The organism is Buchananella sp. 103232 (assembly GCF_058725725.1).
In genome coordinates this window covers 1-16,174 of record NZ_JBZXJM010000006.1, presented here as the reverse complement: position 1 = coordinate 16,174, position 16,174 = coordinate 1, and the positions used below count along the sequence as shown (strand labels likewise).

Here is a 16,174-nt window from a genome sequence, read left to right as displayed (position 1 = left end):
TCGCCCCACCATTACGTGAGGTGGGGCACAATTGAGTCATGCGCTCCTCGAACCCTCCTGAGTCTGCGCAGACGGAACGCAGACGTGTTCACACCGCCTACGCGGTAGCCGCCTTCGTGGCGGGCGTGGCGCTGCTCGTCGCGGCCCTGGTGGCCCTGTTGCTAGGGCTGTGGCCCACCCCCTCCGGCCCGATCGGGGCCGGTCCCTCGGCCTCCCCGAGCGGACCTGCCACCACCGGCGCGCCCGCCCCAAGCTCCCCGGTCTCCACGCCCCCGGCGGCGACCACCACTACGCAGGCCGCGCCAACGCAAGAGCCGGGAGGAACGTCGGGCGGCGAATTCGACCCCGACGCCCCCAATCTCAGCGTGGTAATCCCACCGCAGTGCGCGCAATGGGCCCTCATGCCGGGGCCGGAGAGCGGGCCGGTGCAGTTCACGGACAGCAAGGCGCAACCGGTTCCCGGTGCCAGAGAGGTGCGCATCATGCGCATCGACAAGGCCGGCCCCCTGCAGGGGGCCTCCACCGTCATCGTGTTCGGGTGCGAGGGCCCACGCGGAAAGATCCAGCAGTCCGCAGGCATCTACAACACGCGCGGCGAACTCATCTTCGACGTCGAACCGTGGGCGGGCGAGGACCGTTCCATGCTCCAGGCGCACGTGCTGGAGGTCTCGTTCACGGTCGTGGAGGCCAGCGGCACCGAACTGGCGCTCACCCTCTGGGAAGTGTTGGCCGCCCCGGACGTCGGAGCTGAATCGGGCACCGACGCCCAGGCGGTGATCGTGCTGCACTGGGTGCCGGACGGTTACAAGTACGCCACCACGCGTTTCTACAGTGACTTCGGCGAGTGGGAGCAACCCAAGCTTTGGGACCTGCAGCTGTTCTACAACGCCCTGGCTGACGGCAACGACTCAGCGGCCGCGCCCCACACCAGCGCGGAGAACATGACAGCCGTGCAGACCGGCTGCGTGGGGGTCTGCCCGGACGGGGTGAGCAACTACCGCGCCTCGATCTTCCCGCCCGGGGGAGTGGTGGAGCAGTGCGTGCTGATCGGCCCGTTCGGCGTCCCCATCACCGACGTCGACGGGCAGGGGCGCCGGCTCGGCATGGAAGTCACGGGCGAGGCCGGGGACTTCTTCTGCGGCATCAGGCGCCCGGCGCAGGATTTGAACCCGGACGGCAGCCTGTCCTACCTCCAGTGGTTCATCGTCCAGTCGCCCCTGGACGGCGACTACTACGTCTCCCAGTTCGGGCGGGCATTCGGCTAGCGCCGCGCCGATCCATGAACGGGCGTGGCGCCCGCAGTGCGCCAGCCCCGAAGAATCGCGGCAAATACGTTGGCGCCCGGCGCGGTCTGCACGGTAAGGAGCGCCCGGCGCGTTAAGGTGGCCGCGTGAGTGAGAACCTGAGCTTTCCCGAGCTAGCAGATCTGAGCCCTGGGTTCCCGGAGCCGCCCGCGCTGGAGGGGCACGGCCCGGCCCGCATCATCGCCATGTGCAACCAGAAGGGCGGGGTCGGTAAGACCACCACCACCATCAACCTGGGCGCCGCACTGGCTGAGTACGGCCGCCGGGTTCTCATCATCGACTTCGACCCGCAGGGCGCCGCCTCTGCGGGCTTGGGCGTGGCCGCGCACGACCTGGACAACACCATCTACACGCTGATGACCCAGCCGAAGATGGACATCCACGACGTCATCGTGCCCACCGCCACGCGCAACCTGGACCTGGTGCCGGCCAACATCGACCTGTCCGCCGCAGAGATGCAGCTGGTCAACGAGGTGGCCCGCGAGTCCATCCTGGCGCGCGCGCTGCGCCCGGTGCTGGACGAGTACGACGTGATCATCATCGACTGCCAGCCCTCCCTGGGCCTGCTCACGGTCAACGCGCTCACCGCCGCCCACGGCGTGCTGATCCCGCTGGAGGCGGAGTTCTTTGCGCTGCGCGGCGTGGCCCTGCTGGTGGAGAACATCGAGAAGGTGCGCGATCGCCTCAACCCGCGCCTGACCATCGACGGCATCCTGGCCACCATGGTGGACAAGCGCACGCTGCACACCCGCGAGGTGCTGGAGCGCCTCGAGCAGGCCTTCGGGGACACCGTGTTCAAGACCCAGATCGGACGGACCATCAAGTTCCCCGACGCCACGGTGGCCACCGAGCCGATCCTCTCCTACGCCCCGAACCACGCCGGCGCGCACGCCTACCGCCAGCTTGCCCGCGAGCTCATCGCCCGCGGCGCGAGCGCCTGACCCACCCGCCTGCAAGCGCCTGAGCCACCCGCAGGGGGCTCGTCCGGCGCGCGCTGCTGCACTCCACCGCGTTTTCCTGAGAAGATGGGGGCGAGCCTGTCCGTGCTGGAACCGCTCGATAACGTGTTTCCGGCCCCGCGCGGGCACACACGGCATCGATCTGGAAGGCTTAAGGGAAATGAGCGAGTTCCACGCGCGCGCCGCCCGCACCGGGCACGGCGGAGTCAAGAGGCGCGGACCGGTGCGCGGTAAGGCCACCGAGCCGGTGGCCAACGTGCATGACCCCTCCGGTGAGCGCCTGCAGAAGGTGCTGGCCGCCGCCGGGGTGGGTTCGCGTCGGCAGTGCGAGTCCCTGATCGCCGCCGGGCGTGTGCAGGTCAACGGCCAGGTTGTCACCGAGCTGGGCGTGCGCGTGGGCCCGGGCGTGAAGATTCACGTGGACGGCACGCCGGTGCAGACTGACATGGGCAAGATCACCATCGCTTTCAACAAGCCCACGGGCGTGGTCTCCACGATGAGCGACGACCAGGGCCGCTTCCACATCGGCGAGTGGTTTCAGGACCGCAAGGAGCGCCTGTTCCACGTGGGTCGCCTGGACACGGACACCGAGGGGCTGATCCTGCTGACGAACGACGGCGAGCTGGCCCATCGGCTGTCCCACCCGTCGTACGAGATCCGCAAGACCTACCTGGCCACGGTGGAGGGCACCTGCAAGCCGGGCCTGGTCAAGCGCCTGGAGAGCGGCGTGGAGCTGGAGGACGGCCCGGTGGTGTGCGACAAGGTCACCATCAAGGCCGCCACCCCGTGGGGTTCGATCGTGGAGATCGTGCTGCACGAGGGCCGCAACCGGATCGTGCGCCGCCTGATGGAGGAGGTGGGCCACCCGGTCACGCGCCTGGTGCGCACCCGCGTGGGCCCGATCCTGCTGGGTGACCTGAAGCCGGGGCGCCACCGCGTGATCTCCGGCCCGGAGTTGTCTTCCCTGATGCAGGCCGTGGACCTGTGAGCGCGAAGCTGACCGCCGGCCCCGTGCTGATCATCGGCACGGGGCTGCTGGGCGCCTCGCTGGGTTTGGCGCTGCGCCCGGAGGTGGAGGTCTATTTGCGCGATTCGTCGCCCGCCGGGGCGGCGTTGGCGCGCGACGTTGGCGCCGGCCGCACCGATTGGGCCGGCCGCCCGGAGCCGAGCCTGGTGGTGGTGGCCACGCCCCCGGACGTGGTTGCCGAGGTGGTGGCCGGGGCGCTGGCGGAGTTCCCGCGCGCCGTGGTCACGGACGTGACCTCTATTAAGGCCGACGTGGAGACCGACGTGTTGCTGCTGGCGGGCCCGGAGGCGGCGCGCCGCTACGTTGGTTCGCACCCGATGGCCGGCCGGGAGCGCACGGGGGCGCTGGCCGCAGACGGCTCGTTGTTCCTGGGCCGCCCGTGGGTGGTGGTGCCGCACGCCGGTTCCAGCGATGAGGCGATTAACGCGGTGCGCTCGCTGGCGGTGGACGCCGGGGGAGTGCTGCACCAGCTCTCGGCGCGCGAGCACGACGCCGCGGTGGCGTTGGTGAGTCACGTGCCGCAGGTCGTCTCCTCGCTGCTGGCGGGCCGCCTGGTGGAGGCCCCGGCCGGCGCGCTGGACCTGGCGGGCCAGGGTTTGCGGGACGTCACGCGCATCGCGGCGTCCTCCGAGCGCATGTGGACGGCGATCCTGACCCAGAACTCGGCTCCCGTGCGCGCGGTACTGGCGCAGCTGCAGGTGGAGCTTTCCGGTGTGATTGAGGCGCTGGCGGCGGCCGAGCAGGCGGGCCCGGAGGCACCGGGCGTGCACGGCACCCTGGGGGCGCTGCTGCGGGGTGGCAACGAGGGCGTGGCCCGCATCCCGGGCAAGCACGGCGGGGCGGGCACGCGCTTTGGCCGCCTGACGGTGCTGATCAGCGACGAGCCGGGCCAGCTGGGCCAACTCTTCACCGACGCCGGCGAGGCCGGCATCTCTATCGAGGACGTGACGATCGAGCACGCGCGCGGCAAGAAGATGGGCATGGTGGAACTCTCCGTGCTGCCGGCGCACCTGAGCGATCTGGCCGCCGAGCTGACCAGGCGCGGTTGGCGGATCGTGGAGACCGAGGTTTAAGGAGGCGCGCTGATGAGCACGCAGGATGCAGGCGCCGGGATTGGGCGCACCGATGCGCCGCTGGTGGCGATCGACGGCCCGAGCGGGGTGGGCAAATCCACCGCCGCCAAGGGCCTGGCCCGCCACCTGAAGGCGCGCTACCTGGACACGGGCGCGATGTTCCGCGCCGTTGCCTGGTGGTGCCAGCAGTGCGGCGTCGACTTGGACGACGCTGCAGCCGTGACCGCCACCGCGCGCGCCACGCCCTTGGAGATGGGCCAGGACCCCGACGCGCCTTTCGTTCGCGTGGACGGGCAGGACATCACGGAGGCCATCCGCGACCAGCAGATCTCCACCGTCGTATCCAAGGTGGCCACGAACCTGGACGTGCGCGCCCACCTGGCTGCCCTGCAGCGCGAGCTCATCGACGCCGCCGTGGCCAGCGGGGAGGGGATTGTGGCCGAGGGCCGTGACATCACCACCAAGATCGCGCCGGACGCGCCCGTGCGGATTTTGCTGGTGGCCGCCCCGGAGGCGCGCCTGGAGCGCCGCGCCATGGAGGTGCTGGGCGCGGCGGGGGAGAGCGAGCGCGAGGCGGTGCGAGACGCCGTGGTTCGCCGCGACGCAGACGACTCCACCGTCTCCAACTTCTCCACGGCCGCCGACGGCGTGGTCACCCTGGACAACTCCACCTTCACCCCGGCCCAGACCTTGGCGGCCGTCATCGACATCACCGCGGCCGTCTACCCGCGTTTTGCCCGCACTCAGTAGCGCGCACTGATCCGGGCGGCGGGCGGGACGTCGTACACCATGGGGCGCCGGTGCGGTGGCCGCTAAGCAATCACTTTGGAAGAATTGGGAACATGACTGAGAACTTTGCAGCCGACGAGCTGGACGCCTCCGCCATCGAGCTGTCCGCGCTGGACGTCGATGTGCTTGGCGCGGACGCGGCGCTGCCTGCGCTGGACGACGACGCCGACGACGCCCAGCGCGCGCAGGCCCTGCTAGCCGGCCTGCAGGAGTTCGACCTGGACGACGAGGACCTGGCCCTGCTGGCCGGCGAGGAGAGCTGGGACGAGGAGGCCGAGGAGGAGGCCGCCCCGCCTGTGCTGGCGGTGGTCGGGCGCCCGAACGTCGGCAAGTCCACCTTCGTCAACCGCGTGCTGGGCCGCCGCGAGGCCGTGGTGCAGGACACGCCCGGCGTGACGCGCGACCGCGTCTCCTACCCGGCCGAGTGGGCGGGACGCCGCTTCACCCTGGTGGACACCGGCGGCTGGGAGATGGACGTAGCCGGCCTGGATAAGGCGGTGGCCGACCAGTCCGAGATCGCCATTGAGATGGCCGACGCCGTGCTGTTCGTCGTGGACGCCACCGTCGGTATCACCGACACCGACGAGCGCGTGGTCAAGCTGCTGCGCAAGGCCGGCAAGCCCGTGGTTCTGGCCGCAAACAAGGTTGACTCTGCGGCCCAGGAGGCCGACGCTTACGCCCTGTGGAACCTGGGTCTGGGCGAGCCCTTCCCGGTGTCCGCGCTGCATGGACGGGGTGCCGGTGACGTGCTGGACGCTGTGGTGGCGGCGTTGCCAGAAGTCAGTGGCGTGGCCAAGCCGCGCCCCAAGGGGGGACCGCGCCGGATCGCACTGGTGGGACGCCCCAACGTGGGCAAGTCCTCGCTGCTTAACTCCCTGGCGGGGGAAAACCGCGTGGTCGTGGACCCCACCGCCGGCACCACACGCGACCCGGTTGACGAAATCATCGAACTGGATGGCCGGCAGTGGCTGTTCGTGGACACCGCCGGTATTCGCCGCCGCGTCCACCAGACCTACGGGGCGGACTTCTACGCCTCCCTACGCACCCAGACCGCCCTGGAGAACGCCGAGGCCGCCCTAGTCCTGATCGACGCCTCTGAGCCGATGACCGAGCAGGACGTGCGCGTGATCCAGCAGGCCGTGGACGCCGGGCGCGCCATCGTGGTGGTCAACAACAAGTGGGACCTGGTGGACGAGGAGCGGCAGGCGCTGCTCAAGCGCGAGCAGGAGCGAGACCTGGTGCAGCTGGAGTGGGCGCCGCGCATCAACCTTTCCGCCAAGACTGGTTGGCACACTAACCGCATCGTGCGCGCCCTGGACGCCGCGTTGGAAGGCTGGGGTACTCGCGTGCCCACTGGCCGCCTGAACTCGTTCCTGGGTGAGCTCACCGCCGCCCACCCCCACCCGGTGCGTGGTGGAAAGCAGCCTCGCATCCTGTTCGGCACCCAGGCGCACGTGGCTCCGCCGCGCTTCGCGCTGTTCACCACCGGCTTCCTGGACCCGTCCTACCGGCGCTTCATCGAGCGTCGCCTGCGCGAGACCTTCGGGTTTGTGGGAACGCCCATCACGATCTCCGTGCGTGTGAGGGAAAAGCGCAAGCGCAAGTAACCCAAGTTCGGCTCGGGGGGTGTGGGGTGGCACTGCCACCCCACACCCCCCGACCGTTGTTTCGCACGCCTAATTCCCTGCGAAAACGCCCCGCGTGTCTGTAGGCTGGATCACCCTCGTTCGCTGCAAGCTATCGCCATTACTCGAGCATTTGACGGGAAGGACACCGCAATGACCCTCACTGTAAGCAAGAGCCGCGTCTGGAGAGCAGCACTGTCAGTTCTGGCTGTGGCGGCGTTCGCGGGCCTCGCCCCGTGGGCTTCTGCCAACGCTGCCGCGCCCACGCCCGCAGCGACCGGCTCCCCTGTGGGCGGCGAGCAGGCGGCCTTGGATGGCGAGGATGTTGAGCCGGCCGCAACCGAGCTGGAGCCCACCGAGGTTCCCGCCCTCACCGGGCATGCCGTAGCCCAGGCGGAGGCCACCCGCTTTTCCCGCTTCGCCGGCGTTGACCGCTACGACACCGCGCGCAAGCTCTACCTTGGGGGCTGGTGGAACCGGGAAGCCCTGGTGGTGGCCAGCGGAGAGAACTACGCCGACGCCCTGGCGGCCACGCCCTTCGCGGCCGCCCACAACATCCCGATCGTGCTGGTCGGCAACGGGCACATCCCCGCCCCCACTGCCGAGGTTTTCCGTACCGCCCGCGAGAAGGGCGCAAACCGCGTCTACCTGGTGGGTGGCACGAACGTGATGACCGCCCAGCTGCGTGCACAGATCAGGTCCTACGGTTTCGACATCGCCCAGCACTTTGGGGGCGCAGACCGCTACGTCACCGCGCAGGGCTTGGCCTTTGCCACCGCAGAGGTCTACCGAAACTCGGGAGCGCCCCTGCAGAAGGTCTTCCTGGTGGACGGCACCAACTTCGCCGACGCCCTGGCCGTTGGCCCTGCTGCGGCCGCAAACCGTGGTGTCATCCTCCTCACCGCCGGTTCTAGGGTGCCTCAGTCCACCTGGTACGCGCTCAGCAAGCTGCACGGTGAGCGCCACGCCATCGGTGGCGGCCCCGTGGCCGCTTTCAAGTACAACGCCGACGGGCTGGTTGCCGGCGCCGACCGATACGAGACCGCCGTTCAGGTGGCCCGCACATACCTGCCGAATGTGCCTGAGGTTTACGTGGCCAGCGGGCAGACCTTCCCCGACGCCCTGGCCGGCGGGGCCCTGGCGGCCAACAAGTCCGCCTCCCTGGTGCTTTGCCGCCGCGATGACGTGCCGTTAACCGTGCAGCAGTACCTGCCGCCCCGAAAGTTCGCACACCTGTCGGTGCTCGGCGGCTACGGTTCCATCTCCCAGGACGTCATCGACTTCCTGGTCAACACGGTGGGGAAGTAGCAGGTCACTGCGCGCTGCAAGCCCCGCACCACCGGTCGCCCAAGCGGGCGCGCCGGCTTAAGTCTTTCCGACTACCACGGTTGTCTACTTCCGCTTTCGAGTCCTGCGTGGAGCAGGTTGAACAGGGTTTGGCACCGAGTTGACCGGTTGCGCAGGTAACCGCGCGAAGGTGCCGGAACAAATTCAGTGTTTCGAGCTAGAGAGAAGGAGAGCTGCCATGAAGATTCGTTCGCCCCGAAGCAAAAGGCGACTCGCGTTGAGCGTCCTTGTTGGCGCGCTGGCGCTGGCTGTTTCCACGCCGGCAACCGCTGTGAGCGCACAGAGCTCGCCCGTAGTTGATCAACAGGCATGTCTGCCGGCAGCGGCCGGGCACACCGATGCCAACGCGTTCGTATGTGACCGCATGGCTGGCCCCAACCGGTATGCCACATCGAAGGCCGTGATGGAACACCCCGGGATCCCGTGGGGAACCACCACGGTGGTGGTAGTCAGCGGAGACAACCCGTACGACGCCCTTTCTGCCACCACGTTTGCTAATGTGCTGAAGGCACCGATCCTGCTATCGCCTTCCCAGGGCTTGTCTCCAGAAACCCGCGCCGCGCTGCAAGCCGCCAAGGCCCGTGGGGTCACAGACGTGGTCGTCGTTGGTGGTTTCAGTTCACTGTCAGCCAGGGTTTCTGACCAAATCTCCGACATGGGACTCTTGTTGGAGCGCTACTACGGCGTGGACCGCTTCGACACCTCCGCGATGGTAGCGTTCAAAACCAGGCAGTACTACGAAGAAGCTGGCCAACTATTGAAGGGCGTGTTCTTCGCAGACGGCAGGAACTTCGCCGATTCCCTGGCTGCCGGGCCCGCTGCAGCCGCGCGCAACGGCATCTTGCTGCTGACGAACGGCTCATCGATGGTCTACCACATCAACGACTCCGTCTTAGACCTCGACGTTCCCATGTGGGCAATTGGCGGCAACGCGGCCAAGGCGGCGGCTCACCTCAACGCGACACCGGTGGTGGGAACCGACCGCTTCGACACCGCCGTGAAGGTGGCGCGCACGTTCTTCCCTTCCAGGACCCGTTGGGTTGCCGCGAATGGCGATTCCTACCCCGACGCGCTCTCCGGTGGCGCCCTGGCAGCACGACTTCACTCCCCGCTCCTGTTGACCAAGGCCAAGACCGTTCCGGGCGTCGTGCGCACCTACCTGAATGAATCGACAGACGCAGAGGGCATCTATCTCCTTGGCGGCCTGAGCTCGATTTCCGAACCAACCCGTCGCCAGCTCTGCGAGGCCGCCAGATAAATCCTGGACAAGCCGGTAGAAAGAAGGGAAATGGCAATGAAATCTCGGTTCACATCAACGCGACGCACGTGCGCCCTTGGTGCGGTTATGTGCGCAGTTACCAGCGCACTGGTTATTTCCTTGAGCGCGTCCCCGGCTGCCTTCGCGGGCTCGCGTGCCGACCAGCCTGACCCGCGCGGACCGCACCTCCGCTCTGCCTGTGAGGCGCCCGGGTTCACCTACAAGCGCCTGGCGGGGCCCAACCGCTACGCCACTTCCCAGGCGGTGATGGAGGAGGGGGCCGGCGCTTGGGGCAGGTTCGTGGTGGTGGCGAGCGGAGAGAATCCCTTCGACGCCCTGACGGCCACCCCGCTGGCGAACGCGCTCAAAGCCCCGCTACTGCTCTCACCCGCCGCCGGGCTCTCCGCAGAAACCCGCGCCGCCCTGCAGACCGCCAAGGAGCACGGCGCCAACTACGCCGTCCTGGTGGGCGGGCTGAACGCGCTCAGCCCCAGGGTGTTCAACCAGATCCAGGAAATGGGGTACCCCTCTCTGGTGCGCTATTTCGGCGATGACCGCTTCGATACCTCCGTCACCGTGGCGATCAAGACCGCGCAGATATACCAGGAGAACGGCCAGGAGGTGAAGGCCGTCTTCTTCGCCGACGGCACCAGCTTCGCCGATTCGCTGGCGGCAGGTCCGGCCGCAGCCACGCGCAACGGCCTGCTGTTCCTCACCAACGGCCCGGCGATGGTCTGGTACGTGGCCGAGGAGGCAGCCTCCTACGATCGACCCATGTGGGCCATCGGCGGGAACGCGGCCAAGGCGTCCACATCCATCGGAGCCCGGCCGGTAGTGGGCGCCGACCGGTTCGACACCGCCGCCCAGGTGGCCCGGACCTTCTTCCCGTCCACCACCAAGTGGCTGGTGGCCAACGGCTACACCTACCCGGACGCCCTGTCCGGGGGAGCGCTGGCCGCCAATCTGCGCAGCCCCATGCTCCTGACGAAGCACAACGGCGTACCGGCGCCGCTGCTTAACTACCTGCGCTCCACTGGGCGGGCTACCGACCTGTTTGTGCTGGGCGGCCCCGGCTCGGTAAGCAGCTTCACCGAAAGGCGGCTGTGCGAGGCCCTGCTGCTGCCCTAGCTCACGCGATTTCGGCCCGCCGTTTACCGCCATCCGCTATTGCGCGCACCGATTGAGGTGCTCAATCGGCTTCCAGCCCATTTTCGCCCTGGCCGCCTGTAATGTGTCTAACAGGCGACCAGGGCGCGCCCGGTGCCAGCAGAACGCATTTCCTGCCCCGCACTTTCCCGGAAAGGAAAACATCGTGAAGAGGAACGCTTTACGCAGTAGCCGAAAAGCGCTGCTCGGCGCCCTCGTAGGGGCGCTGACGATCTGCCTATCCGTGCCGGTGGTGGCGCTGGGCGTCGACTCCCCGCCGGAGGCGGAGGACCGCTACCTCCAGACCGTCGAGGACGCCGACGGCCTGATCGTCGTGGGTGGTTACCACTCCATTTCTCACCAGAGTGCGGAGAGCCTGCGTGAGTTCGCGCGCGTGCGTTAGTGCAGCGCGGTCGCCGGCCCCGGTGCGACCGCTTTTGCCGCTGCTTCGACCGGAGCGATGGTCCAGTTGAAAGGTAGTGACATGAAGACAATACGAGGCAGGGCCCGGGCTGCGTTGGCGGCCGCGTGCGGCCTGCTGGCCGCCACCTCATTCGCGCTCCTCGCCCCGGCGCCGGCCAGCGCCGCCGGGGCCGCACCGGCGGTTGACGCCGGCCACGCTTCGCCAGACGGTAAGGGCGAGGTGATGCCGGCCGCCAGCCCGTGGATCGAGCGCATCGCCGGCAATTCGCGCTACACCACCTCCAAGGCGATCTACTTCTCCCGTGCCTGGGACTACAAGTCGATCGTCCTGGCCTCCGGGGAGATCCCGTGGGACGCTCTGGCCGCCACCCCGCTCGCGGCCGCACTGGGGGCGCCCGTGGTGCTGACGACCCCCGGCTCCCTGCACCCGGCCGCGCGTGAGGTGCTGCTCAACGCTCGCACCGTCGGAGTGACGGACGTGCGACTGGCCGGGGGAACTGGTTCTCTCAGCCCTCGCGTGGAGGCGGAGGTCCGGGCGCTCGGATTCCAGCAGGTGAGCCGCCACTACGGCAGTGACCGCTACGAGACCGCCTCAGTCCTGGCCCACCAGACGCGCGCGGAGTATCTCTCCCAGGGAGAGGAGTTCAACGCCATCTTCTTCGTGGACGGCACCTCTGTACCCGACGCACTGGCCACGGGCCCGGCGGCGGCCGCAGAGAACGGCGCGATCCTCCTGACGGAGGGGCGGCGTGTGCGCCCCGATATCCTGGGCAACGCGCAGAACTACGGCGTGCCCATGTACGCGGTGGGAGGCGCGGCCGTGGCGGCGCTGCGCGGGGTACACGTGGGCACCCTGGTGGGCGCGGATCGCTACGACACCGCTGTACAGGTGGCACGCGCCTACGTCACCACCACCCGGCAGCTGGTGATCGCCAGCGGGGAGGACTTCCCGGACGCACTCTCCGGAGGCGCGATGGCGGCCTACATAAACGGCGCCCTGGTGTTGACCAGGCCCAACCAGGTGCCGCCGCCCGTGCTGGACTACCTGGAACCGGGCCGTTTTCATTTCGCGCTGGTGACCGGCGGTCCCAAGTCCGTCTCCGGGGCCACATTCAACCGCATCCGCTTAGAGATTGGCGCTAACTGAAGCTCACTGGGCAACCGCCCAGAGAAAGGGAAAAGGATCGTGAAACCCAAAAGCACCAGAACCGGCGTTGCACTGGCCGCAGCGGCAGCCATGGCAGGCCTCTTGGTGGCCTCCCCGGCACTCGCCCGGCCGGTGGGCCACACCGGATCCCCAGCCGAAGCAGCCATGGCCGTTTCCGCCGGGGCAGCCGGCGTGGTGGCGCCACTCCCATTGGACGGCCCGCCGCCAGTGCCGCCCAGCGTCTTTGAACGCCTGGCCGGCCCCAACCGTTACGCCACCGCAGCGAAGGTGTTTGAAAAGGGACAGTGGGGAACAGCCGTGGTGCTGGTTAGTGGTGAGAACCCGTACGACGCCCTGGCCGCCACCCCCTTTGCTGCCCTCAGCACATCCCCGTTGATCCTTGCCCCCAAACACACGCTCAGCCTGGAGAGCCGCCATGCCCTCCTCAAGGCAAAAGCGGACGGAGCGGTATCCGTTCACGTGGTCGGTGGAACGTCGTCCATCGGGACCGGCGTGGAAAACCAGGTCAAGGCAATGGGTTTTGCCTCGGTGGTCCGCCACGCCGGGGCCGACCGCTACCAAACCGCCAGGCAGCTAACAGAGTTGATTTATGACATCTCCGTGAACAACGGCGATGCGATGGGGCCGATCCTGTTTGTGGACGGCACCAACTTCGCGGACGCCCTGGCAGCCGGCCCGGCAGCAGCAGCCAAGAGTGGCGCGATCCTGCTGACGCGCGGTGCTACGCCGCTCACCGCAGACGAGCGCGCGTTTGTGAACTCGCTGCACGCCCCCAAGCACGCCATCGGAGGCGCGGCCGTGTCCGCTACCCGCGGTATCCACGTGGACAAGGTGGTGGGCACCGACCGCTACGACACCGCCGTGCAGGTGGCTGCCAAGTACATCTACCGGCCCACCATGGTGGTGGTAACGAGCGGGGAGTCCTTCCCGGACGCACTCAGCGGTGGCGCGTTCGCGGCCAGCAAGCGGGGCGCCCTGGTGCTGACGCGGCCCAACAGCGTGCCCCAGCCCCTGCGCGGTTACATCAACCCGTCGGAATATGAGGAGATCTACGTGGTGGGCGGCACTGGGTCGGTCTCGCAGGCCGTCTTCCAGGAGCTGCTGCACGAGGCCAGCCACTAAAAGCCCTTGCGGCCACGCGGCCCGCGTTCTCCCGGCCGGGGACGCGGGCCGCGCCGCGTGAGCGGGGCAGTGCGGGCAGGCGGGGCGGGCCTGCGGCAGGGTGCGAGTGGGCGGGCGGGAATAAGGCAGGCCTAGAATTCGCGTGTGCGCAAGGTAGCGAAAGTGCTGTTGGGGGTGTTGGTAGCGCCTCTGGTGGCACTGGTGCTGCTGTTCTTTCAGTTCCTGCAGTACGGGATGCCGCGCCTGCGCCGCGCCGTGCTCACGCTCAGCCCGCAGGCCGCCACCCGGATAGGTGGCGCGCACCTGGCTGCAGCCGCCTTGCTCTGGGTGCCGGGCCCGGCCTGGCAGGGCTGGCGGGCGGCGAACTGGCCCTGGGGGGACGACGTTACCGCCTGGCCGCTCCTACTACAGGTGTTGGTCTGCCTGGGAGGGGTGGTCGGCGCGCTGTGGTGGTGGGGTCAGGCCGGGCTCTGGCGGCGCCTGGGACTGTGGCTGCACGGCGGGCCGATCGTGCGCACGCTGGGCGGGCCGTTGCTGCGGCGCGCTCGCCACCGCGAGGTACTGGCCCGGATCGAGCGGGCCGCACTTGGTTTGGGCGCGCCCGAGGCGGACGCGCGGCTCGAAGCGGTGCGCGCGCTGGGGGAGTTGGCCGACTTATACCGGGGCGTCTACAAGCAGCGCGTCGTGGGCGCGCTGTGCGGCTTCCTGCGGGGGAGCGGGGTAGCCGAGGTGGCGACCGCGGCTACGGTGGCGCAGGTGGCGGAGCACGCCGGGGCGGCGCACGCGCAGGCTGAGGACGGTGCAGCGCTGGCTGACACTCAGAGGGCGGTGCTGGAGCTCATCTCCTCCCACCTGCGCGCGCCGGCAAAGACCTCGTGGAGCGCGTGCCGCTTCGATCTCACCGGCGCAGTGCTCGCCGCCCCCGTGGAGTTCGAGCGTTGCGAGTTCTTTGCCCCCGTTTCCTTTGCGGGCGCGACGTTCCAGGGGAACGCGAACTTCTCCAGGGCGAGGTTCTGGCGGGGCGCGGACTTCACCAGGACGGAGTTTGGCGGTCACACCAAATTCGTGCTGGCGCGGTTCCCGGCCAGGACCAGTTTTGCCGGGGCGGCCTTCCGCGCCAGCTGCGACTTCACCGCCGCCACGCTGGGGGAGGGGGCCGACTTCTCCGGGCTCACCGTCCAGGGTGGGTTTTCCTGCACGAACGCCTTGCTGGGGCGCGGCGCGAGCTTTGCCGGGGCGCGCTTTGCGGAAACGGCGGAGTGCTCCGGGGCCGGTTTCGGGGCGCGGGCCAGCTTCCGGGGCTGCGCGTTTAACTCTTTCACCGCCTTTGACGGCAGCCGCTTCGGGGCCGGGGCCGACTTTGACGGCGCGGCGTTCGCGCGCGGGGTGGACTTCTTCTCCGCCAGCTTCGGTGAGAACGCGAGCTTTTCGGGCGTGACGTTCGGGGCGGCCCCGAATGCGACGGTTCCCCGCTACATGGACGATGCCTTCCACACCGGTGTGCGCTTCTCCACGGCCTCCTTTGGGCCCGGGGCCGCCTTCCAGGGCGCCCGCTTCACCGGCGAGGCGGTCTACGCGGGGGCGAGTTTCCGCCGCCCGCCTCGGTTTGACGGCGCGCTCTTTGAGGGACCCGTCTACACCGACCGCACCAACCACGCCCGCCAGAACTGGTTTGCGGGCGCGGTCTTTTCCGATCCCGCCAATCGGCCTCAGTAAGAAATCGCGCGCGTTGCGCGCTTATCAGGCCGCCGGTGGAAATAGGCTTTAGGGGAGCGCAAGCCGCCGGCCCCCATATCGCCCGGCGGCCAAGCAACGGGCGGCGCGGTGAGGAGGAAGAGATGCGGAACGTCGTACTGCATGGGCCGGGCGAAGCAATCGAGGTACCGAACATTGCGGTCGGTTGCATGCGGATTAACGAGTTGGACGACGCCGGGCGCCGGGCGTTTGTGGATAGCGCGCTGGAGAGCGGGCTGACGTTCTTTGACCACGCGGACATTTACGGCGGGGCGCGGCACGTGTGCGAAGAGCTGTTTGGGGCCGTGGGCGTGGAGCGCGAGGCCGTGCAGTTGCAGACCAAGACGGGGATTAGGCCGGGGTTTTACGACTCGTCGTATGAGCACATTGTGCGCAGCGTGGAGGAATCTCTGGTGGCGTTGCGCACCGATTACGTGGATGTGCTGTTGATTCACCGGCCCGACGTGTTGGCGGACGCCGATGAGATCGAGCGGGCGTTTGAGGACCTGTACGCGGCCGGGAAGGTGCGGGCCTTTGGCGTGTCCAACCACAATGCGCGGCAGATGAGGTCGCTGGCGTCGAAGTGGGTGGCGGCCAACCAGGTGCAGTTCTCGCTGGCGCACCCGGCGCTGGTGGCGGCGCACCTGACGGTGAACATGCTGTCCACGGAGTTGTCGCCCTCGCGGGACGCGGGGCTGCTGGAGGCGGCGCGTGAGGACGGCGTGGTGCTGCAGGCCTACTCGCCGTACATGGACACCAAGCGTTGGCGCACCTTCATGGGGGATCGGGAGAACTGGGGCAAGCTCAACGAGGTCATCGAGCGCCTGGCTGGTGAGTACCGCGTTGCGCCGGAGGCTATCCCGGCGGCGTGGATCCTGCGGGTCGGCGGCACCCAGGTGGTCACCGGCACCACCAAGGGTGAGCGACTGGCGCGAATCGCGGCAGCCAGCGAGTTGGAGCTGAGCCGGGAGCACTTCTACGAGCTCTACCGTGCAGCAGGCCACGTGCTGCCGTGAACTAGGGACACAAGGTCGGTTTTTCAAATAGGAATGACGCATGGCGAAGCAGACCAGGCCCGGTAAACAGGCGAAATCCCCAATCTATAAGCGTCTCTGGTTTGCGATTGCTGTAGCGGTAGGCGCCGGTTTGCTGATTCTGACGTTCATCGGCTGGCTGTGGGGCGAGGGTGGGATTTCCGG

14 protein-coding genes are annotated in these 16,174 nt (G+C 68.5%); all 14 read left to right on the top strand.

Going from position 1 to position 16,174, the window contains the following annotated elements:
- Window positions 1-38: 38 nt before the first annotated feature.
- The 14 genes from AC4PWQ_RS01010 to AC4PWQ_RS00945 all read left to right on the top strand — a co-directional run bounded on the left by AC4PWQ_RS01010 (window position 39) and on the right by AC4PWQ_RS00945 (window position 15,991).
- The gene (locus tag AC4PWQ_RS01010; RefSeq protein ID WP_492089514.1) at window positions 39-1,265 is read left to right on the top strand and encodes a hypothetical protein; all 1,227 of its coding nucleotides are present in this window, start codon (window positions 39-41) and stop codon (window positions 1,263-1,265) included.
- Between the two features lie 125 nt (window positions 1,266-1,390).
- A complete protein-coding gene (locus AC4PWQ_RS01005; protein ID WP_371152159.1) occupies window positions 1,391-2,245 on the top strand; it encodes a ParA family protein in 855 nt (284 codons plus the stop codon).
- Between the two features lie 178 nt (window positions 2,246-2,423).
- Window positions 2,424-3,251, top strand: a complete 828-nt coding sequence (locus tag AC4PWQ_RS01000; RefSeq protein ID WP_371152160.1) for a pseudouridine synthase — start codon at window positions 2,424-2,426, stop codon at window positions 3,249-3,251.
- Entirely contained in the window at window positions 3,248-4,363 is a 1,116-nt protein-coding gene (locus tag AC4PWQ_RS00995) for a prephenate dehydrogenase (RefSeq protein ID WP_492089513.1), read from the top strand. Before AC4PWQ_RS01000 ends, AC4PWQ_RS00995 begins: the two co-directional genes overlap by 4 nt.
- Window positions 4,364-4,375: 12 nt before the next feature.
- Window positions 4,376-5,113, top strand: coding sequence for a (d)CMP kinase (gene cmk, locus AC4PWQ_RS00990; protein ID WP_371164606.1), 738 nt, complete (start codon window positions 4,376-4,378; stop codon window positions 5,111-5,113).
- A 92-nt stretch (window positions 5,114-5,205) separates the two neighbouring features.
- Window positions 5,206-6,759: a ribosome biogenesis GTPase Der gene (gene der / locus AC4PWQ_RS00985; RefSeq protein ID WP_492089512.1), complete on the top strand. Its 1,554-nt coding sequence runs from the start codon at window positions 5,206-5,208 to the stop codon at window positions 6,757-6,759.
- Between the two features lie 171 nt (window positions 6,760-6,930).
- Entirely contained in the window at window positions 6,931-8,085 is a 1,155-nt protein-coding gene (locus AC4PWQ_RS00980) for a cell wall-binding repeat-containing protein (protein WP_492089511.1), read from the top strand.
- Between the two features lie 256 nt (window positions 8,086-8,341).
- Window positions 8,342-9,382 (top strand): cell wall-binding repeat-containing protein, encoded by a 1,041-nt coding sequence (locus tag AC4PWQ_RS00975; RefSeq protein WP_492089510.1) that lies wholly within the window; start codon window positions 8,342-8,344, stop codon window positions 9,380-9,382.
- An 87-nt stretch (window positions 9,383-9,469) separates the two neighbouring features.
- Window positions 9,470-10,510, top strand: a complete 1,041-nt coding sequence (locus AC4PWQ_RS00970; RefSeq protein ID WP_492089509.1) for a cell wall-binding repeat-containing protein — start codon at window positions 9,470-9,472, stop codon at window positions 10,508-10,510.
- Window positions 10,511-10,694: 184 nt separating this feature from the next.
- Window positions 10,695-10,931 (top strand): hypothetical protein, encoded by a 237-nt coding sequence (locus tag AC4PWQ_RS00965; protein WP_371152167.1) that lies wholly within the window; start codon window positions 10,695-10,697, stop codon window positions 10,929-10,931.
- An 81-nt stretch (window positions 10,932-11,012) separates the two neighbouring features.
- Window positions 11,013-12,098 carry a cell wall-binding repeat-containing protein gene (locus tag AC4PWQ_RS00960; protein WP_492089508.1) on the top strand — a complete coding sequence of 362 codons (1,086 nt, stop codon included), beginning with the start codon at window positions 11,013-11,015 and terminating at the stop codon, window positions 12,096-12,098.
- 165 nt (window positions 12,099-12,263) lie between these two features.
- The gene (locus AC4PWQ_RS00955; protein ID WP_492089507.1) at window positions 12,264-13,241 is read left to right on the top strand and encodes a cell wall-binding repeat-containing protein; all 978 of its coding nucleotides are present in this window, start codon (window positions 12,264-12,266) and stop codon (window positions 13,239-13,241) included.
- Window positions 13,242-13,385: 144 nt separating this feature from the next.
- Complete coding sequence (locus AC4PWQ_RS00950; protein WP_492089506.1) at window positions 13,386-14,957, top strand: pentapeptide repeat-containing protein; 1,572 nt, start codon at window positions 13,386-13,388, stop codon at window positions 14,955-14,957.
- Window positions 14,958-15,079: 122 nt separating this feature from the next.
- Window positions 15,080-15,991 carry an aldo/keto reductase gene (locus tag AC4PWQ_RS00945; RefSeq protein ID WP_492089505.1) on the top strand — a complete coding sequence of 304 codons (912 nt, stop codon included), beginning with the start codon at window positions 15,080-15,082 and terminating at the stop codon, window positions 15,989-15,991.
- Window positions 15,992-16,174 lie beyond the last annotated feature (183 nt).